General features: G+C 42.8%; 23 protein-coding genes. 16 read left to right on the top strand and 7 right to left on the bottom strand.

Features of this window, described 5'->3' with window-relative positions; genetic code table 11:
- Nucleotides 1–8: 8 nt before the first annotated feature.
- The 7 genes from NQT65_RS02755 to NQT65_RS02725 are packed head-to-tail and all read right to left on the bottom strand — an operon-like array spanning nt 9 to nt 7,727.
- Nucleotides 9–707, bottom strand: coding sequence for a CoA transferase subunit A (locus NQT65_RS02755; protein WP_256850451.1), 699 nt, complete (start codon nt 705–707; stop codon nt 9–11).
- A 45-nt stretch (nt 708–752) separates the two neighbouring features.
- Entirely contained in the window at nt 753–1,655 is a 903-nt protein-coding gene (locus tag NQT65_RS02750; protein ID WP_256850450.1) for a hydroxymethylglutaryl-CoA lyase, read from the bottom strand.
- A complete protein-coding gene (locus tag NQT65_RS02745) occupies nt 1,655–3,646 on the bottom strand; it encodes an acetyl/propionyl/methylcrotonyl-CoA carboxylase subunit alpha (RefSeq protein ID WP_256850449.1) in 1,992 nt (663 codons plus the stop codon). The genes NQT65_RS02750 and NQT65_RS02745 overlap by 1 nt, the downstream gene beginning before the upstream one ends.
- A gap of 8 nt (nt 3,647–3,654) precedes the next feature.
- Entirely contained in the window at nt 3,655–4,425 is a 771-nt protein-coding gene (locus tag NQT65_RS02740) for an enoyl-CoA hydratase/isomerase family protein (RefSeq protein ID WP_004587898.1), read from the bottom strand.
- 13 nt (nt 4,426–4,438) lie between these two features.
- Entirely contained in the window at nt 4,439–6,058 is a 1,620-nt protein-coding gene (locus tag NQT65_RS02735) for a carboxyl transferase domain-containing protein (protein WP_138685744.1), read from the bottom strand.
- Nucleotides 6,059–6,068: 10 nt separating this feature from the next.
- Nucleotides 6,069–7,244, bottom strand: a complete 1,176-nt coding sequence (locus NQT65_RS02730; RefSeq protein ID WP_024034119.1) for an isovaleryl-CoA dehydrogenase — start codon at nt 7,242–7,244, stop codon at nt 6,069–6,071.
- 48 nt (nt 7,245–7,292) lie between these two features.
- A complete protein-coding gene (locus NQT65_RS02725; protein WP_004587901.1) occupies nt 7,293–7,727 on the bottom strand; it encodes a MerR family transcriptional regulator in 435 nt (144 codons plus the stop codon).
- A 330-nt stretch (nt 7,728–8,057) separates the two neighbouring features.
- Between NQT65_RS02725 and NQT65_RS02720 the strand changes: the two genes are divergently transcribed.
- The 16 genes from NQT65_RS02720 (at nt 8,058) to NQT65_RS02645 (ending at nt 21,339) form a co-directional block, all read left to right on the top strand.
- Nucleotides 8,058–9,239 (top strand): thiolase family protein, encoded by a 1,182-nt coding sequence (locus tag NQT65_RS02720; RefSeq protein ID WP_064385417.1) that lies wholly within the window; start codon nt 8,058–8,060, stop codon nt 9,237–9,239.
- A 103-nt stretch (nt 9,240–9,342) separates the two neighbouring features.
- On the top strand, nt 9,343–10,833 hold the full coding sequence (locus tag NQT65_RS02715; RefSeq protein ID WP_256850448.1) for a CoA-acylating methylmalonate-semialdehyde dehydrogenase: 1,491 nt from the start codon (nt 9,343–9,345) through the stop codon (nt 10,831–10,833).
- A 141-nt stretch (nt 10,834–10,974) separates the two neighbouring features.
- Nucleotides 10,975–12,132, top strand: a complete 1,158-nt coding sequence (locus NQT65_RS02710) for an acyl-CoA dehydrogenase family protein (RefSeq protein WP_256850447.1) — start codon at nt 10,975–10,977, stop codon at nt 12,130–12,132.
- Between the two features lie 10 nt (nt 12,133–12,142).
- Nucleotides 12,143–12,928: an enoyl-CoA hydratase gene (locus NQT65_RS02705; RefSeq protein ID WP_256850446.1), complete on the top strand. Its 786-nt coding sequence runs from the start codon at nt 12,143–12,145 to the stop codon at nt 12,926–12,928.
- Nucleotides 12,928–14,091: an enoyl-CoA hydratase/isomerase family protein gene (locus tag NQT65_RS02700; RefSeq protein ID WP_256850445.1), complete on the top strand. Its 1,164-nt coding sequence runs from the start codon at nt 12,928–12,930 to the stop codon at nt 14,089–14,091. The genes NQT65_RS02705 and NQT65_RS02700 overlap by 1 nt, the downstream gene beginning before the upstream one ends.
- Nucleotides 14,088–14,987: a 3-hydroxyisobutyrate dehydrogenase gene (mmsB, locus tag NQT65_RS02695; protein ID WP_256850444.1), complete on the top strand. Its 900-nt coding sequence runs from the start codon at nt 14,088–14,090 to the stop codon at nt 14,985–14,987. The genes NQT65_RS02700 and mmsB overlap by 4 nt, the downstream gene beginning before the upstream one ends.
- Nucleotides 14,988–14,996: 9 nt before the next feature.
- Nucleotides 14,997–15,767 (top strand): SDR family oxidoreductase, encoded by a 771-nt coding sequence (locus NQT65_RS02690; RefSeq protein ID WP_256850443.1) that lies wholly within the window; start codon nt 14,997–14,999, stop codon nt 15,765–15,767.
- A gap of 508 nt (nt 15,768–16,275) precedes the next feature.
- Nucleotides 16,276–16,686, top strand: a complete 411-nt coding sequence (locus tag NQT65_RS02685) for a hypothetical protein (RefSeq protein ID WP_085065397.1) — start codon at nt 16,276–16,278, stop codon at nt 16,684–16,686.
- Between the two features lie 135 nt (nt 16,687–16,821).
- Nucleotides 16,822–17,136: a hypothetical protein gene (locus NQT65_RS02680; RefSeq protein WP_256850442.1), complete on the top strand. Its 315-nt coding sequence runs from the start codon at nt 16,822–16,824 to the stop codon at nt 17,134–17,136.
- 114 nt (nt 17,137–17,250) lie between these two features.
- Entirely contained in the window at nt 17,251–17,616 is a 366-nt protein-coding gene (locus tag NQT65_RS02675; protein WP_256850441.1) for a hypothetical protein, read from the top strand.
- Between the two features lie 180 nt (nt 17,617–17,796).
- The gene (locus NQT65_RS02670) at nt 17,797–17,994 is read left to right on the top strand and encodes a PLDc N-terminal domain-containing protein (protein ID WP_256850440.1); all 198 of its coding nucleotides are present in this window, start codon (nt 17,797–17,799) and stop codon (nt 17,992–17,994) included.
- A 122-nt stretch (nt 17,995–18,116) separates the two neighbouring features.
- Nucleotides 18,117–18,563: a hypothetical protein gene (locus tag NQT65_RS02665; protein WP_256850439.1), complete on the top strand. Its 447-nt coding sequence runs from the start codon at nt 18,117–18,119 to the stop codon at nt 18,561–18,563.
- A gap of 137 nt (nt 18,564–18,700) precedes the next feature.
- The gene (locus NQT65_RS02660; RefSeq protein ID WP_256850438.1) at nt 18,701–19,282 is read left to right on the top strand and encodes a hypothetical protein; all 582 of its coding nucleotides are present in this window, start codon (nt 18,701–18,703) and stop codon (nt 19,280–19,282) included.
- 156 nt (nt 19,283–19,438) lie between these two features.
- Nucleotides 19,439–20,044 (top strand): hypothetical protein, encoded by a 606-nt coding sequence (locus tag NQT65_RS02655; protein ID WP_256850437.1) that lies wholly within the window; start codon nt 19,439–19,441, stop codon nt 20,042–20,044.
- 119 nt (nt 20,045–20,163) lie between these two features.
- On the top strand, nt 20,164–20,286 hold the full coding sequence (locus NQT65_RS02650) for a hypothetical protein (RefSeq protein WP_256850436.1): 123 nt from the start codon (nt 20,164–20,166) through the stop codon (nt 20,284–20,286).
- Between the two features lie 78 nt (nt 20,287–20,364).
- The gene (locus tag NQT65_RS02645; protein WP_256850435.1) at nt 20,365–21,339 is read left to right on the top strand and encodes a transposase; all 975 of its coding nucleotides are present in this window, start codon (nt 20,365–20,367) and stop codon (nt 21,337–21,339) included.
- The last annotated feature ends 483 nt before the right edge of the window (nt 21,340–21,822 follow it).

Below are 21,822 nucleotides of genomic sequence, written 5' to 3'. Positions count from 1 at the left end.
GCTCCTGCTTAATCTCGTGTTGTTACACGTTCAATGCGTTTTTCAAAGTCGCCTTTAATAACGCGATTTACAAAAATGCCTGGGGTATGAATTTGGCTTGGCTCAAGTTCACCGGGCTCTACTATTTCTTCTACTTCGGCAACGGTAATCTTACCTGCTGTTGCGGCCATTGGGTTAAAGTTCATGGCAGTGTTCCTAAATACTAAATTACCGTATCGGTCGGCTTTCCACGCTTTTACAATGGCAAACTCACCGGTGATCGACTCTTCTAAAATATAAGGGCGACCATCAAACTCTTTTACATCTTTACCCTCTGCAATGGGCGTACCGTAACCTGTAGCGGTATAAAATGCAGGAATACCTGCACCGCCTGCGCGCATTTTTTCAGCAAGCGTGCCTTGCGGGGTAAGCTCTACATCTATTTCACCGCTAAGTAATTGCTGCTCAAATAGGGCGTTTTCGCCCACGTAGGAGGCAATTACTTTTTTAATTTGTTTATCTTTAAGTAAAATTCCTAATCCAAAGTCATCTACACCACAGTTGTTAGAAACCACGGTTAGCTCTTTGGTGTTCATTGCCTTAATTTGTTTAATTAAGCCCTCAGGAATACCGCATAAGCCAAAGCCGCCAGCAATAACGGTATCGCCGTCTTTCAACCCTGCCATTGCAGCTTCGTAACTAGAAACCACTTTATCAAAACCGGCCATGAGACTCTCCTCATTGTGTTAACTGCCATTTGGCAAGTTAAGCTATTATTTTTGTGTGTTGCCTAATGCAATTGAAACTTTGCTTACAGGCGTTTTGCCAAGTGCTTGCGTAATTTTCCAACCAGCGCTACTTAACCTTTGTAAATCAATTCCATGTTTAATGCCAAGCCCATTGAGTAAGTAAACCACATCTTCGGTGGCAACATTTCCTGACGCGCCTTTGGCATAAGGGCAGCCGCCAAGGCCTGCAACAGCGGCATCAACCGTTGCTATACCTAAGCTTAACGCTGCGTAAATATTTGTGAGCGCTTGCCCGTACGTATCATGAAAATGCACCGCCAGTTTTGATTTATCAATATGCTCAAGCAAAAGTGTTAAAAGCTGGGTAACTTTATTTGCAGTGCCAACACCTATGGTATCGCCAAGGCTTATTTCGTAGCAGCCTAAATCTAAAAGCTTTTGCGAAACGCTAAGTACTTTATGCGGGTCTATTTCTCCCTCATAAGGGCAACCGAGTACACAACTGACATAACCGCGTACACGTATGTTATTGGCTTTTGCAAATGCCATAACGTCGCTAAAACGCTCAATACTCTCATCAATACTGCAATTTATATTTTGTTGACAGAACGATTCGCTTGCCGCGGTAAATATGGCAAATTCTTTTATGCCAACGGCATGGGCCGCTTGAGCGCCTTTTAAGTTGGGTGTAAGCGCACTTAAATTTCCATGGGGTAAATTAAGCGCTGTTATCACCTCTGCCGAGTCGGCCATTTGTGGCACCCATTTAGGCGATACAAAAGCACCTGCTTCAATATTTTTTAAGCCTGCGTCACTGAGTGCATTTATTAATGAAATTTTATCAGCTGCAGTGACTGATTTTTCGTTTTGTAGGCCATCACGCGCGCCTACTTCAACAATTTTAACTTTAGTTGGGAAAGCAGCCATCACGATGCCTCCTGCTCCGTGGTGTCTTCTACAATTGCTAATAAAGCGCCGTGCGAAACTAATTCGCCTTCATCAAAGCAGTAGCTTTGTAAAATACCATCGTGAGGTGCATTAAGCGTGTATTCCATTTTCATGGCTTCAATAATCACTACGGCATCGCCTTTGGTAATGGTGCTGCCTACATCAACTAAATGCTTAACCACAGTGCCATTAAGTGGCGCCGCAAGGGGCAGGGCGTCACTTTCATGGCTGCTAATGTAATGTTTAGTGTTTAAAGCAAGCTTAATTTGCAGCGCAGCAAACATCACGCTAATACTATTATCAACGTGGCTAACATGGGCGGTAAATTTTTCCCCATTAATAAACACATTACATACGTTTTGGTTTACGGAGCCTGCTATATCGAACGACTTATCATTATGCGTTACAACATAACCCGTTTTAGTTTTAACGGCGCTTATAGCTAAGTCTGTAAATGGTACATCCAATTTTTGTGGTGCGTTAAGCGTAAAACCACTGAGTTGTTGCCATGGGCTTGCGCTTTGCTGAGTTGCCTTTTTAGCACCAAGCGATTCAAGGTAGGCAAAGGCTGCAATTAGTTGTGCTTTTTCAAGCGCGGCGCTATCAACACTTGCCAATGCATCGCCTTGCTCGGCAATAAAGTGGGTGCTTGGCGCACCTTGAGCAAATGTAGGGTGGCTTGCTAAGTTGTGTAAAAAGCCAATATTAGTGCTAAAACCCGCTAAGTGAAATTGCTCAAGTGCTTGGCGTAAACGCGATAATGCTTGCTCTCGGTTATCATCATGTACTATAAGCTTTGCAATCATCGGGTCGTAAAACGGGCTTATTTCATCGCCTTGTGCAATACCGGTATCAATACGTACAAACTCACTGTTAAGTGGTGTGCTTAACGCTTCTATTGTGCCCGAGCAGGGAATAAAGTCGTTACTTGGATCTTCTGCGTAAATACGCGCTTCAAAGCTGTGGCCTTGGAGTTGTATGTCTGATTGCGTTAACGGCAGTGTTTGCCCAGCGGCAACATTAATTTGCCAATTGACTAAATCTACGCCGGTTACCATTTCGGTCACAGGGTGCTCTACTTGTAGTCGCGTGTTCATTTCCATAAAGAAAAACTCATCGCCACACAGTAAAAACTCAACCGTACCTGCACCTCTGTAGTTTATTGCAAGGGCACAGCGTACTGCGGCTTCACCCATTTCTTTACGTAGTTCGTCAGACAAACCCGGCGCTGGGGCTTCTTCAATTACTTTTTGATGACGGCGCTGCAGGGAACAATCCCGATCCCCTAAATAAACACAGTTACCGTGGTTATCAGCAAAAACTTGTACTTCAACATGGCGAGGCTGGTTAACATAGCGCTCAAGCAGTACTAAGTCGTTACCAAAGCCCGCAATTGCTTCGCGTTGTGCGCCCTCAAGGGCACTTATAAAGTCTTTGGCATGCTCAACGACGCGCATGCCTTTACCGCCACCACCAAAGGCCGCTTTAATGAGCACGGGGTAGCCAATTTTTTCAGCCTCAGATTGTAAAAAAGCAGGATCTTGGTTTTCACCGTAATAGCCTGGCACTAATGGTACATTTGCCGCGGCCATAATTTCTTTGGCGCGGGTTTTAGAGCCCATGGCTTCTATGCTGCTTGCAAGAGGGCCAATAAACGCAATGTTGTTAGCTTCACAGGCGTTAGCAAACTCACTGTTTTCAGATAAAAAACCGTACCCAGGGTGTATACAATCGGCACCGCTTGTTTTTGCAACCTGTAATATTTTATCTGTTACAAGGTATGAGTCTTTACTTGGTGCAGGGCCAATGTGGTAGGCCTCATCAGCCATTTTTACATGTTGTGCGTGTTTGTCGGCGTCAGAGTAAACAGCGACCGTTGTTAGGCCCATTTGCTTTGCACTTCGCATTATACGGCATGCAATTTCACCACGGTTGGCAATGAGTATCTTTTTTAATGTGTGTGTGTTCATAATTAGTCCTACAGTTGCCAAGCGGGAGGGCGTTTATCAAAAAAGGCGCTTAGTCCTTCTTGGCCTTCGTCCGATACCCGAATATTTGCAATACGTTCGGCCGTGAGTTCAATAAGATCATCATTAATAGGCTTATTTGCTACATCGTTAATTAATGATTTAGCGGCTTTTACAGCGACTGGGCCGTTATCGATTAATGTTTGCAGCATGTTATCAAGGGCACAGTCTAAATTACCGGTCACCTGATGAACCAAACCAAGTTGTTTTGCTGTGTGGGCATCAAACACCTCGGCTGTTAAAAAGTAGCGGCGCGCAGCACGCTCACCAATGGCTTTAATTACATACGGGCTAATTACCGCAGGAATAAGCCCTAGCTTTACTTCGCTTAAACAAAACTGCGCATCGTCTTTACTTAGGGCAATATCGCAACATGCAATTAAGCCCAGAGCGCCGCCAAATGCAGCGCCTTGTACAGCACATATAGTTGGGTGAGGAGAGGCGGCTAGTACCTGCATTAATTTAGCGAGCTGCATAGAATCGGCCAGATTATCGGCGTAGTTGTTATCAGCCATTGATTTCATCCAGGCTAAATCGGCACCGGCAGAAAAGTGCTTGCCTTCAGTTTTTAAAACCAAAGCGCGAATATCGAGTGTATTTGCATGCTCTATGCACTGAATTAGCTCGTGTATCACTTCACTATTAAATGCGTTACGTTTTTCAACTCGGCTTAAAACAAGTACAGCCACATTAGATTTTGTTATTTGTAGTGTTACTGACATTTTTGCGCTCCGGTTACATTCTAAATACGCCAAACTTAGAGTCTTGCTGTGGTGCATTTTTAGCTGCACTTAAGGCAAGACCTAATACGTTACGGGTATCGGCAGGGTCAATAATGCCGTCGTCCCACAAGCGTGCGCTTGCGTAATACGGATGGCCTTGCTCTTCGTACTGATCAATAATTGGCTTTTTAAAATCGCTAACTTCTTGCTCGCTCATACTATGGCCTTTACGTGCTAAGCCATCTTGCTTAACTTGCGCCATTACACCGGCGGCTTGCTCGCCACCCATTACCGAAATACGGGCATTGGGCCACATCCACATCATGGTAGGTTCAAATGCGCGGCCACACATACCGTAGTTACCAGCGCCGTAAGAGCCACCAATTAGCACCGTAAATTTAGGTACATCGGCACACGAAACCGCCATTACCATTTTAGCGCCGTGCTTTGCTATGCCTTCAGCTTCGTATTTTTTACCCACCATAAAGCCGGTAATATTTTGCAAAAACACTAAAGGAATATTGCGCTGTGCACATAGTTGAATAAAGTGCGCGCCTTTTTGCGCCGACTCACTAAATAAAATGCCGTTATTAGCCACTATGCCTACAGGGTTCCCGTAAATACTGGCAAAACCTGTGACCAGTGTTTCACCAAAGTAACGTTTAAATTCATCAAACGATGAATCATCCACCGTACGGGCAATAACTTCACGCACATCAAACGGCTTTTTAAGGTCGGTGCCTACAATACCGTAAAGCTCGTTTATATCGTATCGTGGTGGTTTTACATCCTCTAGCTCTTGTTTAAGTAACGGCGCTGTAGGGCGCGTGTAATTAATACGCTCAATACATTGGCGGGCAATAGAAAGCGCATGCTCGTCATTTTCTGCAAAGTGGTCAGCCACCCCCGATGTTTTACAATGCACATCGGCGCCGCCTAATTCTTCGGCGCTGACTACTTCACCCGTCGCTGCTTTTACAAGCGGTGGTCCGGCTAAAAATATAGTGCCTTGTTCTTTTACTATTATGCTTTCATCGGCCATAGCGGGTACGTATGCGCCACCGGCAGTACATAACCCCATTACCACAGCAATTTGAGGAATACCTTTACCCGACATACGGGCTTGGTTATAAAAAATACGCCCAAAATGTAATTTATCAGGGAATACATCGTCTTGCTCGGGCAGGTTGGCACCGCCCGAATCAACCAAATAAATACACGGTAAGTGACAGCGCTCGGCTATATCTTGCGCGCGTAAATGCTTTTTAACGGTAAGCGGAAAGTACGTACCGCCTTTTACCGTGGCATCATTTGCAATGATCATGCATTCAATGCCTTTAACACGGCCAATACCGGCAACTACACCTGCACAGGCAATTTCTTGCTCGTACACACCAAAGGCTGCAAATTGCGAAATTTCTAAAAACGGTGAGCCTTCATCTAATAAAGTACTAATACGGTCGCGTACAAATAACTTACCTCGGCCTTCGTGGCGCTCTTTTAACGCAGCGCCACCGCCTAAGCTAATGGTGGCTACTTTACTATGTAAATCATCAACCAAAGCTGCCATGTTTTTGTGATTTTGCACAAAAGTAGGATCGTGAGGATTAACGCTCGATTTTAATATCGTCATAATTTAATCCTTAACGGCTTTCGGTAAAGAGTTCGCGGCCAATAAGCATGCGGCGTATTTCTGATGTGCCAGCACCAATTTCGTATAGTTTGGCATCACGCAATAAGCGCCCTGTGGCGTATTCGTTTATGTAGCCGTTACCCCCTAAAATTTGAATAGCATCAAGCGCCATTTTAGTGGCAAGCTCAGCGGCATATAAAATGGCGCCGGCGGCATCTTTACGGGTGGTTTCGCCGCGGTCACAGGCTTTTGCAACAGTATAAACGTATGAGCGTGCGGCGTTCATTTGCGTATACATGTCGGCTACTTTGCCTTGAATTAACTGAAATTGGCCAATAGGGGTGTCGAACTGTTTACGTTCATGAATGTACGGTACAACAATATCCATACAGGCTTGCATTATGCCAAGGGGGCCTGCAGCAAGTACTACACGTTCGTAATCTAGGCCGCTCATTAGTACCTTAACGCCTTCGTTTAGGTTACCTAAAATGTTTTCTTCGGGTACTTCGCAGTTTTCAAACACCAGTTCACACGTGTTTGAGCCACGCATACCAAGCTTGTCTAGCTTTTGTGCGGTAGAAAAACCAGGGAAGTCTTTTTCAACAATAAATGCGGTAATGCCTTTAGCGCCGGCTTCTAAATCTGTTTTTGCATAAATAACAAATGTGTGTGCATCGGGGCCGTTGGTGATCCACATTTTATTGCCATTTAAAATGTATTTATCGCCTTTTTTTTCAGCTTTAAGTTTCATTGATACCACGTCAGAGCCTGCGTTTGGCTCGCTCATGGCAAGGGCACCAATGTGTTCACCACTAATAAGTTTTGGTAGGTATTTTTCTTTTTGTGCTTGGTTACCGTTACGGTTAATTTGATTTACACACAAGTTTGAATGCGCACCATAGCTTAAGCCAATTGATGCACTCGCACGGCTAATTTCTTCCATGGCTATTACATGCTCTAAGTAACCTAAGCCTGCACCGCCAAAATCTTCAGATACGGTCATGCCTAGTACACCCATTTCGCCCATTTGCGGCCAAAGCTGATTAGGAAACGCGTTGTCCATATCGGTTTGTTCAGCCAGTGGCGCAATTTCTTGGCTTGCAAAGCTATTTACGTGGTCGCGGATCATATCGGCGGTTTCGCCAAGGCCAAAGTTCATCTCTTTATAAAGTGAAATAGTGCTCATGATTCATTCCTGTGTGTGTTGTCAGTGTGTTTTTATTATTAAAATAGGCTACTCGTCTATTTTATTAAGTGTGTCTCTGCAGCGGCGCTCCGCTGTCACTAATTCCATAAGCACAACTTTTATGTCGTCCATTTGCTGAGAAAGATCAGCTTTTTTCTCTGCTATTAAATCGAGCATAGTCACCAGCTGTTTAGCGCTTGATTTATCAGCGTCGTACAGTTCAAACAAACGGCCTGTTTCAGCCAATGTAAAGCCTAAGCGTTTGCCACGCAGTATTAGTTTTAAGCGAACTTTGTCGCGTTTTGAATAAATACGGGTTTGGCCATTACGCTCTGGGCTTACTAAACCTTGGTCTTCGTAAAAACGAATAGAGCGGGTGGTAATATCAAACTCTTTAGCTAAATCGCTAATACTAAAGGTTTGATCGTTACTGCTTGGCGCTTTTGCAGAACTTGCAAAGTTTGTTTGGTTATCTGGTTTCATAGTTGTGTTTACCTCATTCGAATAACCCCAATATAAGTGAAGTTTACGTAAAGGTAAAGCTTGGTGTGGTGTGAAACTATTTATAAAGGAGTGTTGATGTGAAATGTTAAATTATATTATTAATATTCAATAGTTTATTTTTATTAATTGTTCACTTCGCCGTTACTGGAAAATAATGCTTACACTTTTAAAACTAAAAATTAAACGCTTTTTAGTTGACGTTAGCGTAAACGTTAGTATTGTGTAAGGGTGTTAAACAATAAATGAATACTAAATTAATAGAGCAAATATTCTAACAACTATTTGCATATAAATACAACGGAGTTAATTATGACTTTAGAATCAGTGGTAATTGTAGCAGCAAAGCGTACGCCAATGGGCGGGTTTATGGGCGCATTGACCGATGCACAATCTACCGAGCTTGGTGCAACCGCCATTGCAAGTGCGCTTGCACAAACTGGTTTAGCAAATGATGCAATAGATGAAGTAATTATGGGCTGTGTATTGCCAGCGGGCCTTGGTCAAGCGCCAGCACGCCAAGCAATGTTAAAAGCAGGCCTTGCTCTGGGCACCGGTGCTACCACCATTAATAAAGTATGTGGCTCTGGTTTAAAAGCCGCTATGCTCGCAAACGACTTAATTAAAGCGGGCTCAATTAGCAGCGCAATTGCTGGTGGCATGGAAAGCATGAGTAATGCACCGTATTTTATACCTAAAGCACGTGGCGGTATGCGTATGGGCCACGGCGAAATTAAAGATCATATGATGAGCGATGGCCTAGAAGATGCTTACGATAACAAAGCAATGGGCTGTTTTGCACAAGATACTGCCGATGAGTACGGCATTGGCCGTGAGCAAATGGATGAGTTTGCACTTAGCTCGTTAAGTAAAGCCAATGCGGCAATCGAAAACGGCAGCTTTGAAAACGAAATTGCGCCGCACACCATAAAAACCCGCAAGGGCGATGTAACCGTATCGGTTGATGAGCAACCCGGTAATGCCCGCCCAGAAAAAATACCAAGCCTGCGTGCTGCCTTTAAAAAAGACGGCACCATCACTGCGGCTAATTCATCGTCAATTTCTGATGGTGGCGCAGCGCTTATATTAATGAGCGAATCAAAAGCAAAAGAGCAAGGCTTAACACCGCTTTGTAAAATTGTAGCGCACAGCACGCACTCTCAGAAACCAAGTGAATTTACAGTAGCACCTGTGGGCGCTATGAACAGTGTGCTTGAAAAAGCAGGTTGGACTACCGCTGATGTAGACCTGTGGGAAATTAACGAAGCCTTTGCAATGGTTACCATGCTTGCTATTAACGAATTAAAACTTGATGAAAGCAAAGTAAACGTAAACGGTGGGGCGTGTGCACTTGGCCACCCAATTGGTGCCAGCGGCGCGAGAATTTTAGTCACGCTTATTCACGCACTTAAAAACCGTGGCCTTAAAAAAGGAATTGCGTCTTTATGTATTGGTGGCGGCGAAGCTGTAGCCATGGCTGTAGAGGCTTACTAACAAAAAAGTTAATTAACTAACAGCAACTAAAATGCACCGTACTCATACTAATAACAAAACGGTGCCATTTTTTAAAAGAACACACTAACAACAGGATTTACCCATGCACCAAGTTCCACTACTTATAAATGGCGAATTTGTTCAGTCGGCTTCAAACGAGCTTATTGATGTAATTAACCCAGCAAACCAAGAAGTACTTGCGCAAGTTCCATGCACTACCGACTCAGAAATGGATGCAGCGATTGCCTCGGCCTCAGAAACATTTAAAACATGGAAAGATGTGCCCATTACCGAGCGTGCTCGCATTATGATGAAATACGCTGCGCTGTTAAAAGAGCACCACGATGAGCTCGCGACCATTATTTGCCACGAACTAGGTAAAACGTTTGAAGATGCAAAAGGCGATGTATGGCGCGGTATTGAAGTAGTAGAACAAGCTGCAAATGCACCGTCACTAATGATGGGCGAAACAATGGAAAACGTTGCTCGTAAAATCGATACCTATTCTTACATGCAGCCCCTTGGCGTGTGTGCAGGCATTACGCCGTTTAACTTTCCGGCGATGATCCCTCTTTGGATGTTTCCGCTAGCTATTGTATGTGGTAACACCTTTATTTTAAAACCCTCTGAGCAAGACCCACTCACACCAATGCGTTTAGCTGAGCTATTTATTGAAGCCGGCGCACCAAAAGGCGTATTACAAGTGGTTCATGGTACAAAACCGCAAGTAGACCGCTTATTAGAAGACGTAGCCGTACGTGCAATTTCGTTTGTGGGCTCGTGTGGTGTAGGTGCGTATATTTATTCTAAAGGCACACAAAACCTTAAGCGCGTACAAGCGTGTGTGGGTGCTAAAAATCACATGGTTATTATGCCAGATGCGAGTAAATCGCACGTGGTAAATAACCTAGTTGGCGCATCGGTTGGTGCAGCAGGCCAGCGTTGTATGGGTATTTCGGTGGCTGTGTTTGTAGGCCCAGCAAGTGAGTGGGTAGATGAAATAAAAGCAGGCTTTGAAACCGTACGCCCAGGCGTGTGGGATGACAAAAACGCAGCCTACGGCCCACAAACATCAAAAGCAGCAAAAGAGCGTATTTTATCGCTTATAGCAAGCGGTAAAGAGCAAGGCGCCACCTGTTTAATTGATGGCTCAAACTACACAGTAGAGGGCTTTGATCAAGGTAACTGGGTTGGCCCAACTCTGTTTACCGATGTGACAAAAGACATGGACTTATACAAAGAAGAAATCTTTGGCCCTGTGCTTGCCTGTATGTTTGTAGATACGCTTGATGAGGCAATTGCCCTTATTAACGAAAGCCCGTACGGCAACGGTACCTCGTTATTTACCTCAAGTGGTGCTGCGGCTCGTAAATTTCAACACGAGATAGAAGTAGGGCAAGTGGGTATTAATGTGCCTATTCCGGTTCCGCTGCCGTTTTTCTCGTTTACGGGTTGGAAAGGCTCGTTTTACGGCGATACACACACTTATGGTAAGCAAGGTATACGTTTTTACACAGAAACTAAAACCATTACCTCACGTTGGTTTGAAGACGACATCGCTTCAGGTCCAAACATGAGCATTAATTTAAAATAAACACACTCAAAAATAATAATAAAGAAGGGCGCAAAGGCTAAACCCGCTGACAAGCAACTAGAACACACACATCAGCCTTTGCCGCTCTTCACTCATTTACCCTAATGGGACACACTAACAACACAATTAAAGAGGTCTACCATGGACTTTAACTTATCAGAAGATCAACAAGCCTTTGCAGAAACTGCACGCCAATTTGCAGAATCAGAACTTGCTCCACATGCAGCAAAGTGGGATCGCGAGCATATTTTTCCTAAAGATACAATTAAAGCAGCGGGCGAGCTTGGCTTTTGCGGTTTATACACGCCAGAGGAAGCCGGCGGCCTTGGTTTATCACGCTTAGATTCAAGCATTATATTTGAGCAGCTTGCTATGGGCTGTACAGCTACAACGGCCATGCTAACTATTCATAATATGGCGACCTGGATGGTAGCAAGTTTTGGTACAGATACAGTTAAAGATGCATACGTAGAGCAATTAGTAATGGGCGAGCTACTTGCCTCTTATTGTTTAACTGAGCCAGGGGCGGGCTCAGATGCAGCATCACTAAAAACAAAAGCCGTACTTGAAGGTGATGAGTACGTTATTAACGGCTCAAAAATGTTTATATCGGGCGCAGGTGAAACTGAAGTTTTAGTGGTTATGGCACGTACAGGCGGCGAAGGTGCTGCGGGTATTTCGGCATTTGTAGTCCCTGGCGACGCACAAGGCGTTGAGTACGGTAAAGCAGAAGAAAAAATGGGTTGGAATGCACAACCAACACGCTTAATTAGTTTTGAAGATGTGCGTATTCCGGCGCATAACTTATTAGGTAAAGATGGCGAAGGCTTTAAATTTGCCATGCAAGGCCTAGATGGCGGGCGCATTAATATTGCCACATGCTCAATTGGTACTGCACAAGCTGCGCTAAACACAGCAAAAGAGTACTTAAAAGAGCGCACTCAATTTGGTAAGCCCTTGGCTGCGTTTCAGGCGTTGCAATTTAAAATTGCCGATATGAACACTGAGCTTGTAGCTGCGCGCCAAATGGTAAGGCTTGCGGCATTTAAACTTGATACCGGCGATAGTGAAAAAACCACCTACTGCGCCATGGCTAAACGTTTTGCCACCGATGTTGGCTTTAACGTGTGTAACGAGGCACTGCAAGTACATGGTGGTTACGGTTACATAAAAGAATACCCGCTTGAGCGCCATGTACGCGATGTACGCGTTCATCAAATTTTAGAAGGCACTAACGAAATTATGCGTGTAATTATAGCGCGCCGTATTTTAGCCGAGTCTGCAAGCGACGTTTTATAAGGAGCAAGTTATGTCACAATCTAACCCGAGTATTGAACTGACTACCGAAGGCCATGTTGCTATTTTAACTATGTCTAACCCACCAGCTAATACCTGGACAAAAGACACCTTAATTGATTTAAAAAACAAAGTTAACGAGCTTAATAACAACAAAAATATTTATGCCTTAGTGCTTACTGGCGAAGGCGAAAAGTTTTTTAGCGCCGGTGCCGATTTAAACGTATTTGCCAGTGGCGATAAAGGCGTTGCCGCTGATATGTCGCGTGTATTTGGCGAAGCATTTGAAGCACTGACTAATTTTACAGGGGTGTCGGTTGCGGCCATTAACGGTTATGCCATGGGCGGCGGACTAGAAGTAGCGCTTGCATGTGATATACGCATAGCAGAAGAGCAAGCAAAAATGGCACTGCCAGAGGCAAAAGTGGGTTTATTACCGTGCGCGGGTGGCACGCAAAATTTAGCATGGCTTGTAGGTGAAGGCTGGGCAAAACGCATGATTTTATGTGGCGAGCGCCTAAAAGCCGATAAAGCCCTGCAAATTGGCTTAGTAGAAGAAGTAGTCCCACAAGGCGAAAGCTTTGCAGCGGCGTTAAAACTTGCCAATCAAGTAAGCGAGCAAAGCCCAAGCTCGGTAGCTGCATGTAAAACGCTTATACAAAAAGGCCGCCATCAACCTATGGCAAGCGTATTGCCTCTTGAGCGTGAATTGTTTGTTGGGCTGTTTGATACACAAGATCAACAAGAGGGCGTTAATGCCTTTTTAGAAAAACGCCGCGCAAATTGGGTAAATGGCTAATGAGTAATTTAAAGTTATTAAATAATGCCGACGACCCCGTGCTATTTGAAACGGCAAGTGCAGCAAACGGCAGCTTAATCGGGCTTATTACACTCAACGTACCTAAAGCATTAAACGCCCTTAATTTTGACATGATCAAATTACTCGAGCCGCAATTGCGGGCTTGGCAAAGCGATGATGCAATTGCAATGGTATTGTTAAAAGGCGCAGGGGATAAAGCATTTTGCGCTGGTGGCGATGTAGTCAGCCTGCATCATGCAATGGCGCAAGGAAAACCAACAAGCTTAGTGGAAGACTTTTTTACCCTTGAGTACAAACTTGATTACCTTATTCATACCTTTGATAAACCAATCCTTGTTTGGGGTAATGGCATTGTTATGGGGGGCGGTTTAGGCCTAATGGCCGGTGCTAGCCACCGCGTAGTAACCGAAACATCGCGCATTGCTATGCCAGAGCAAACCATAGGCTTATACCCAGATGTAGGCGGTAGTTACTTTTTACATAAAATGCCACAAAGCGTCGGGCTATTTTTAGGGCTAACATCGGCCTCTATTAATTGTGAAGATGCACGCTTTGTATCGCTTGCCGATCACTTTATCGACAGCACTAAATATGATGCCATGCTAGCGCAAATTTTAGCGGCTAAGTGGGGCAAAACCGCAAGTTTAAATCATGAGCGTTTGACTAAATTATTAACCGATTTAGATAACCAATCTGCGCGTATGCCCAAAGGCAATATTAAAGCTAACTTAGCAACCATTCAAAAATTAGCTGAACTTAATACGCTACAAGAGCAAGTTGATTATATTTTAGGCCTAGCTACAGACGATAAATGGCTGCAACGCGCCCAAAAGTCACTTAAGCATGGTTGTCCACTAAGTTGCGCGCTAGTAAGTGAGCAGCTAAAAGCCAGTAAAGGAAAAAGCTTACTAACGTGTTTTAAAATGGAGCTGGGTATGTCGGTACGCGCTGGCGAAGTAGGTGAATTTCAAGAAGGCGTAAGAGCACTATTAATAGATAAAGACGGCGCGCCTAATTGGCAATACAAAACACTGAATGATGTACCACAAGCCATAATAGAGAGCTTTTTTGCTAACCGTTTTGGCGAAAATCACCCACTCAATGGCTTAGACACCCCAACACACATAAAGGAAAGACGATGACTAAACTCAATATTGGTTTTATCGGCTTAGGTAATATGGGCGGCCCTATGGCGGCTAACTTAATTAAAGCCGGCCATAATGTTACAGCATTTGATTTAAACCAGTCGGTCTTAAATGAACTTGCAAGTAAAGGCGCACACGCAGCTGAAAATGCAAATGCATGTGCAACCAATGCCGATATACTTATTAGTATGTTACCTGCGGGCAAACATGTTAAATCACTTTATTTAGGCAATAACGATGATAGCGGCTTAATTAAGGTACTTAGCAAAAACACCTTAGTGATAGATTGCTCAACAATAGATGCAGAGTCGGCCCGTGTGGTTGGCAGCGCACTTGGCGAGCAGGGTATTAGCTTTGTAGATGCACCGGTATCGGGCGGTGTTGCTGGAGCAACCGCAGGCACGCTTACGTTTATTGTTGGTGGTAGTAAAGCCGCGTTTAATACCGCACAACCTGTGCTTAATGATATGGGTAAAAACATATTTCATGCAGGCGATATTGGCGCAGGACAAGTTGCAAAAATATGCAACAACATGCTGTTAAGTATTTTAATGGCAGCTACGAGCGAAGCCTTGCAAATGGGTATTAATAATGGGCTAGATGCAAAAGTACTCAGCGACATTATGACTGCAAGCTCTGGCCGTAACTGGACGCTTGAGCTTTACAACCCATGTCCAGGCGTAATGGATACAGCCCCTGCAAGCAATGATTACAAACCGGGCTTTATGGTCGATTTAATGGCTAAAGATTTAGGGCTTGCTATGGAAGCCGCGCAGCAAAGTAATTCTTCAACCCCAATGGGTTCAATGGCTAAAAATTTATACACTATGCTACAGCACCAAGGTGCTGGCAGTGATGATTTTAGCGCCATTTTTAAACTGTTTTCTAAGTAGGAGCAAGGCGTGGAAATTAAAAATAACACGGTAGTAATAACCGGTGGCGGACAAGGCTTAGGCTTTGCAATGGCGAAAAAATTTGCCCTTATGGGCGCTAACATCGCACTTATAGATATGGCGCAGGAGCTGTTAAACAACGCATGCGAAGAACTCACACAGCTGGAAGGTGTATCTGGCACTATTAAAGGCTACGCCGCAAACGTAACGGTTGAGAGCGAAGTAGAAAACGTATTTAATACCATTAATAGCGATTTTGGCCACATTGGCGTGCTTATAAACAACGCCGGTATTTTACGAGACGGCATGTTTATTAAAGCTAAAGATGGAAAAGTGGTTAAAAAAATGTCCCTTGAGCAATTTCAATCAGTGATTGATGTAAACCTGACTGGTGTGTTTTTAGCAGGACGCGAAGCTGCAAGCCACATGATTGAATCAGGCAAAGGGGGCGTAATAGTGAATATGTCGAGTGTAGCGCGCGCAGGTAACATAGGCCAAACAAACTACGCGGCATCAAAAGCAGGCGTAGTGGCACTTACAACCACATGGGCTAAAGAGCTTGGCCGTTTTGGTATACGCGTAGGCGCTATTGCACCAGGTGTAATAAGCACCGCCATGACCGACGCCATGAAACCCGAAGCCAAACAGCGCATGCTTGCAGTAACACCCGTAGGGCGTTTAGGCGAAAGCGACGAAATTGCCCATACTGCACAGTACATAATCGAAAACGACTTTTTCACTGGTCGCGTGGTTGAAATAGACGGCGGTATTCGTTTGTAAACCGAACTAGGTTAAGATTGATTTAAAAAGCATGGCGCTTGTGGGCTGTGCTTTTTTGTTTTAAAAATGCCTAATAAGAGTGGCTTTTGAATCACCTCTTTAAATAATAAGCTCAACCTCATTATCTCCCATTGTTGTTGGGTGCCTCATAGAGTTAAATCGAATAAACGAAGCTATTCAGTATAAATACGCTTTAATGGTACTTTTAGCATAACGCTTTAGATACATTTGTTCGGCTATCATAGTTAAAAAAGGTGATTTCATGATATGAATCTCTAGCAAAAAATTAACTGTATATATAGACAGTGCATATTGTTTTGTCCAGTATTACTGATCTCCACCATTTCGGTGTATTTGTGCATTGATTAAAAAATATTTTCCAGTTAACTAATTGTTTACAGGTGTTTATTTGATGGTTAAGATAAATGCACTGTAATATATGGACATTTGTCGGTTTATAAAACGACAAATGTCGTAGACAAAATTGTTAGCTCTCTCGGAGGGGAACATGAGTGAGCCAGATTATTCAACATATTCAATGGAAGAGCTTCTTGATTGCCAAGAAATGATCGACCGAGAAAAGTGGCCTGAACGTTACCGAAGCATTAACGCTGCTATAGATGCAAAGATGAGCTCAAGCCCAGAGGAAAAAGCCACAAATAAGCAGATTAGGTTTACTAAATTTTGCTATGAAATATCAGGCGAGCTTTACTGGAGCCTAAGCGACGAATTCCTTGCATTTTGTTCAGCTTTTTCTCGTAAAAGCAGTGGGCAATTACCGAGCGCTGTTGCAGATGAAAAATGCCCAATTTGTCAAGGAAACATTGTCGGCAACAAAGCATTGTTGGGCTGGATAGTTAGGTGTGAGGCCTGTGAAGTGGCTGGTAGGATCCTTGATTACAGGAAGTACATTTGGTAACGAGAGCTAACAAGCAAATTAACACGACGCTCAGCGCTAAGCCAGTGTGTGCCTGGCTCGCAAGCTCGCAGTTTGGCACACACAGTCAGCGCGCTGTGCGCGCATTATTTGGGCGTTATACGTCATGGAGGATTTATGCGTAGCATTCTTGCATTAACACTACTTTTATCAATGCCCTTTACCACAATTGCAGATGAAGTAATCACTATTTATGTAAAAGAATCAAATTACTTAATTAGCAATTCTAAAACAGAGCTAACATTTGCTGAGCTAGAGAAGAAATTGAAGTCATTAAATTTTTCAACAGTGATCGTAGATGTTGATTACTGTGCAGCGCCAGAAACTCTGGCTAATGCCTATTTGGCAATATCAAATGCTAAACCTTCGCTTAAGGATATCAAGTTGAATCTAAGCGGAAGCCATGAAGATAGTAAGTGCAAAAACGTATAACAAGGGTTTTCAAGTCGGACAAATAACAGTTGGTTTTTGCTCCTGCGTCGCTTATTTTAACCAACTGTAATTTGCCTCTTAAAACGGCGTTAGTTGCTAAAACGAGATTCGTACATGATCCAAACAGAAACAGAATTTCACGAATGGTTGAATCTTCAGTTGGCGGAAGTTATACCAGAGAAAGTGGTTGCATTTTGCATTAATATTAATGAATCACCATTTAGCATCGAACTTATTGGATCAAACGATTTCGACAAAAATAGCGATGATTGGGCCTGTAATGAAGATTGGGTTCCTCAGAATCGTTCTGCTCTTGTTTCTCCAGTTATTTTTGGTGAATCGTGGAAAGAAGCGGAGAACAATATTTTTCATTATTCCAAAAGCTTTTTGAAATCTGGTGCTGAAAATGTTGTTAAAATTAATGCTGCAAAAAGATTCTCAATTGGTTTTGTTGATGGTGATCTTAGGTATGTATTGTAAGCAACTAACAATTCGCTCAAACACCGTTTCGGCCTGCGGCCTCCACTGGACGCCCAAAGTTCCGCCTCGTTTGTGCATTTGCTTCGCAAATTGTCGCACAAACCAGCTCCACTTTGTGCGCCGTTTAGCTCTGCGTTATACGTCTAAATAGAAGACAAAAGATAAGGAGTTCTTTTTAATATGAGTATTTGGCAAATTATCATTTTTATTGTGCTTTTCAGCCTAACGCTTTTACCAGTATTAGTTGCCCTAACATCAAAGAAAGCTAAGGGGGGACACAAATTAGTTTGGTGCCTCGCTTCACTATTCTTTTCATGGTTAGGGTTTTTAGTTTATTACTTCTTTGCTGTCAGAGGTATGAGTGAGCGCAACGCATAACAAGCCAATCAACGCACTCACTGCGTTCGTTCGGACGCATACACGCGGGGCGGCTTCGCCATTATGCCCCACATGTCTGCGCCCGTTATTGGAAAGTTATGTGCCAAGGAAAGTACTGTGTAATGAATATTAGCTTCGACGATTATTTGGATTCAATAAAAGCAAACCGGAAGTCTATGCCTCCAGAGCTATTTTCTTTTGCATCAAACGAAGACCACTACGAATTGAATCACCCTCAATCACTTCACGATTCATGGGTATCTTCGCTGTGTACAGAAGAACTTAGAAACAATACACGGCCATTTGAATGCTCGTTAAGAGTGACATTAAAGCTACTTGGTCAACAACATGATAGAACACTAGTGTTAATCTATTCAGATGTTGTCGCCTATGAGTTCTTAGGTTCAGAAAATAGTTTTAACCCAAATGACACTTTCCATGGAGATATATTAGATCATCGCGTTAGTATTATTGGCGACGCTTACAACCATATAATTGAAATGCGTTCAGGTTCTATCTTCAAGGTTGTTTTTAAGGGGTTCTCTTTTGAAGAACAAAGTAGCACATAACAAAAAAATTAAGTCACTCACTTCGTTCGTTGGGACGCATACATGCGGGGCGGCTTCGCCATTATGCCCCACATGCCTGCGCCCCTTATTTAAAAGTTATGTTTTATCACCTCTTCGTAGTTAAATTAGGGAAAATCATGAAATACATTATTGCATTATCTGTTGTTCTAGCGCTTATATCAGGCTGTAAATCTACTGAAAAACTTACACCTGTATCCCAAATAAAACCTGGAGTAGCGAAGGAAGGCACACTTGCCAATGCCAAACTGATCACAGATGCTAAAGCTGGGTTAGACAACGTTTTTGGCTCAAAAATCAAAGATTCCGAACTATTGAAATTTGTAATTCAGCAACCTGTCGGAGAAGCTGGCTCTCGTTCGTGGCGTGAAATGTGGATCGTAAAAACTCCAGAGGATACAACCCAATATATGATGACATTTACTGAATCGGGTTTGGGTGCAGCAGATTTTGAGATTAAACCAATGGAAGGTGATACGAATAGTAAAACTTGTCCAAGTAATATCGCTAAATTTCCGGTTGGGGAAACAACATCGGATCATGTTGTTTCATGCATGGGGAAGCCTCAGCATGAAGATTACAATCCAGATGGCCGTTTTGTTTATTTGTATGAGACCAAGGGAAATACCATACTCACCTATGTTTTCGGCAAGGACAAAAAACTAATTAAAATAGTTGGTTATGAAAATTCTGGCAACTAAAACATAACAAACCAAGTAAGCGGGACAATAACACGTGGGCTCCCGTCACTTCGTTCCGTATTTCAGCCCACGTATTATTGCCCCTTCTTGGGGCGTTAAGTTTCAAGGATAGATATGGTGTATTGGTCACGTAGACATTGGCGAGCAATTAAGATTTTGGCATCTCATTTTGAAGTTCAGCCATACTTCGAAGAGTTACCTAGGTATTACGGTGAAACTTACGACTTCTTGGAAGTCCTTGAAAAGAGATTAGAGGAAATTCTCGCAGAACGTGGGGAGAAATACTTTTGTGAAGTGCATCCAAGGATCATTAGGGCAGTCAGAGAACTTACCTACAGTGAAATTGAATCCATAAGCTATGGGATTGATTACAACCTTGAGCTCAGAAGAGAATCAGAGATAATTTCTGAAGAAAACTATCCAGTAGTATTTTACTGTCTGGTAGCATTACCAAAAGTGAAAGATGAGGGATTAATCAAGGAAAACCATGGAATGGGTTATCATATTCATTATGTTCTGGTTCAAGCAAAGAAGCAGAAAAGAACTAATGTAGTTTTCACTTTCGACCCATCTGAAGCGAAACCGTCAAATCACACGTTATACTGGGAGCGGCATGGCTCAGGTCTAAATGCTAATCCAGACCAGTTTGGTAATAGGCGCCGTAACGCTGTTTATGACACATCACAAAGTTTTTTATCAAAAATACAAAAAGTCGAATTTAGAGCTCCTGTTTCAAAAGCCAACATTTTATGGCCACGTTGAAACTTAACAAGTCAATCAACTTCGCGCCTTTCAGGCGCCGGACGCAGCACAGCTGCGCCGGTTATTGAGGCGTTAGATTACTCAAGCAAACTCTGTCGTATTAGATGAAAAGGATCAGGATGAAAACATTACTAGATAAACTAAAGGATGAATTTAAAGAGTTGGAGTATGAAACCAGAGAACACTATCCGTTTGTTGATGATGGAAATGGTGGCTGGAAAGAGTCAGAAGAAATAAATTAGACACCCATCTTAAATTTTGCTCTTTGCGTACTTAGAGGCTAGCTTTTATTTAGTCCAAAAAAGCAAACAGGGTGTCTTATGGCTATTGCAAGAAAGCGTCAAGTAAGTTTGGTTGATACAAAATACTATCACTGTATTTCACGGTGTGTTCGTCGTGCTTTTTTATGTGGGGAAGACCGTTTTACTGGTCAATCTTACGAGCATCGACGAGGGTGGGTTGAGGATAAGTTGCTTGAATTAGCTAAGGTATTTTGTATCGACGTGTGTGCTTATGCCGTTATGAGTAATCACACGCACTTAGTACTGTATGTAGATGATAAAAAAGCGAATAGGCTAAATGATAAAGCGATTATTATTCGCTGGCATAAACTCTGTAAAGGCACATTGTTAACACAAAAATACATACAGGGTGAAAAGCTAAGTAAAGTTGAACTTATCTTTTTTAATCAAACAGTAAAGCAATACCGAGAGCGCCTATCAAGTATCAGCTGGTTTATGCGGTTGTTAAATGAAAACATTGCTCGCAGAGCAAATAAAGAAGATAACTGCACAGGGCGTCTCTGGGAAGGTAGATTCAAATCTCAAGCACTTCTTGATGAAGCAGCACTTGCAGCCTGTATGGCCTATGTCGATTTAAATCCCATTAGAGCTAAAATGGCTAACAAACCAGAAGAATCAGACCATACCAGTGTACAAAATCGCTTAACATGCGCGGCAGAAGGTAAACAACCTAAGCTGTTACTAAGTTTTGCAGGTATGCCACGTCAGATTATGCCTAAAGGGCTGCCGTTTGAGCTTAAATCGTACCTTGAACTCGTTGAGCTAACAGGGCGAATAATGCGAGAGGATAAGCTTGGGCATATAAATAATATGACTATTCCTTTGTTAGAAAGGCTTAATTTATCGCCAGAAAACTGGTTAAAACTTACCACACAATTTACGCGCGTATTTCATGGTGCAGTAGGGAGGACCACTTCACAAGCAAGTTACTGTGAAAATTTAAAGCGCAAACGGCGTTCAAATATTAGCAATTGCGAAAAGCTATTCGCATAAATTAAAAATTACTCAGTAAAAATTAAAACTGCAATCTTGCAGTTATTTTCATGCGTGTAATTCAGGTTTGAGAATGCCACTGACTTATTTATTGGATGAAATAAAAGTGACCAAGTAATAAAAAATTAATTCGGCACCCGAGGAGAATGTTTAGTGACATAGTTCAGTTCGCTGATTTATAGTGGGTGTAAAATTTAATCATTCTATTTATAGTGGGTGTCAAATTTAATAATTCTTTCATAATTTTCTCCTGTGTTTACAAGAAGAGAAAATTCTACATTTGGCTTCTATTATTTTTTGGGGAGATTACCCCCTTTTACCCTAAATAAAAGCCACTCAAACACTCGTAATCCCTTCAAAACGCCAATTAAAACAATATCAAACACTTCAATATTCTGCGTAAAAATACAGTAATCAATTGAACCAAAATAGGAACTCAGCTATGGTTTGTTAATCAATAAAAACAAATTTAATAACGAGTTA

This window comes from Pseudoalteromonas agarivorans (assembly GCF_024518735.1).
Lineage (GTDB): Bacteria > Pseudomonadota > Gammaproteobacteria > Enterobacterales > Alteromonadaceae > Pseudoalteromonas > Pseudoalteromonas atlantica.
Note: the sequence above shows the minus strand (reverse complement) of the source record. Positions and strands in the feature narration are given on the sequence as shown.

Coding starts and splice junctions, on each gene's coding strand:
- NQT65_RS02755 (WP_256850451.1), bottom strand. CDS start 707: ATGGCCGGTTTTGATAAAGTGGTTTCTAGTTACGAAGCTGCAATGGCA.
- NQT65_RS02750 (WP_256850450.1), bottom strand. CDS start 1,655: ATGGCTGCTTTCCCAACTAAAGTTAAAATTGTTGAAGTAGGCGCGCGT.
- NQT65_RS02745 (WP_256850449.1), bottom strand. CDS start 3,646: ATGAACACACACACATTAAAAAAGATACTCATTGCCAACCGTGGTGAA.
- NQT65_RS02740 (WP_004587898.1), bottom strand. CDS start 4,425: ATGTCAGTAACACTACAAATAACAAAATCTAATGTGGCTGTACTTGTT.
- NQT65_RS02735 (WP_138685744.1), bottom strand. CDS start 6,058: ATGACGATATTAAAATCGAGCGTTAATCCTCACGATCCTACTTTTGTG.
- NQT65_RS02730 (WP_024034119.1), bottom strand. CDS start 7,244: ATGAGCACTATTTCACTTTATAAAGAGATGAACTTTGGCCTTGGCGAA.
- NQT65_RS02725 (WP_004587901.1), bottom strand. CDS start 7,727: ATGAAACCAGATAACCAAACAAACTTTGCAAGTTCTGCAAAAGCGCCA.
- NQT65_RS02720 (WP_064385417.1), top strand. CDS start 8,058: ATGACTTTAGAATCAGTGGTAATTGTAGCAGCAAAGCGTACGCCAATG.
- NQT65_RS02715 (WP_256850448.1), top strand. CDS start 9,343: ATGCACCAAGTTCCACTACTTATAAATGGCGAATTTGTTCAGTCGGCT.
- NQT65_RS02710 (WP_256850447.1), top strand. CDS start 10,975: ATGGACTTTAACTTATCAGAAGATCAACAAGCCTTTGCAGAAACTGCA.
- NQT65_RS02705 (WP_256850446.1), top strand. CDS start 12,143: ATGTCACAATCTAACCCGAGTATTGAACTGACTACCGAAGGCCATGTT.
- NQT65_RS02700 (WP_256850445.1), top strand. CDS start 12,928: ATGAGTAATTTAAAGTTATTAAATAATGCCGACGACCCCGTGCTATTT.
- mmsB (WP_256850444.1), top strand. CDS start 14,088: ATGACTAAACTCAATATTGGTTTTATCGGCTTAGGTAATATGGGCGGC.
- NQT65_RS02685 (WP_085065397.1), top strand. CDS start 16,276: ATGAGTGAGCCAGATTATTCAACATATTCAATGGAAGAGCTTCTTGAT.
- NQT65_RS02680 (WP_256850442.1), top strand. CDS start 16,822: ATGCGTAGCATTCTTGCATTAACACTACTTTTATCAATGCCCTTTACC.
- NQT65_RS02675 (WP_256850441.1), top strand. CDS start 17,251: ATGATCCAAACAGAAACAGAATTTCACGAATGGTTGAATCTTCAGTTG.
- NQT65_RS02670 (WP_256850440.1), top strand. CDS start 17,797: ATGAGTATTTGGCAAATTATCATTTTTATTGTGCTTTTCAGCCTAACG.
- NQT65_RS02665 (WP_256850439.1), top strand. CDS start 18,117: ATGAATATTAGCTTCGACGATTATTTGGATTCAATAAAAGCAAACCGG.
- NQT65_RS02660 (WP_256850438.1), top strand. CDS start 18,701: ATGAAATACATTATTGCATTATCTGTTGTTCTAGCGCTTATATCAGGC.
- NQT65_RS02650 (WP_256850436.1), top strand. CDS start 20,164: ATGAAAACATTACTAGATAAACTAAAGGATGAATTTAAAGAGTTGGAG.
- NQT65_RS02645 (WP_256850435.1), top strand. CDS start 20,365: ATGGCTATTGCAAGAAAGCGTCAAGTAAGTTTGGTTGATACAAAATAC.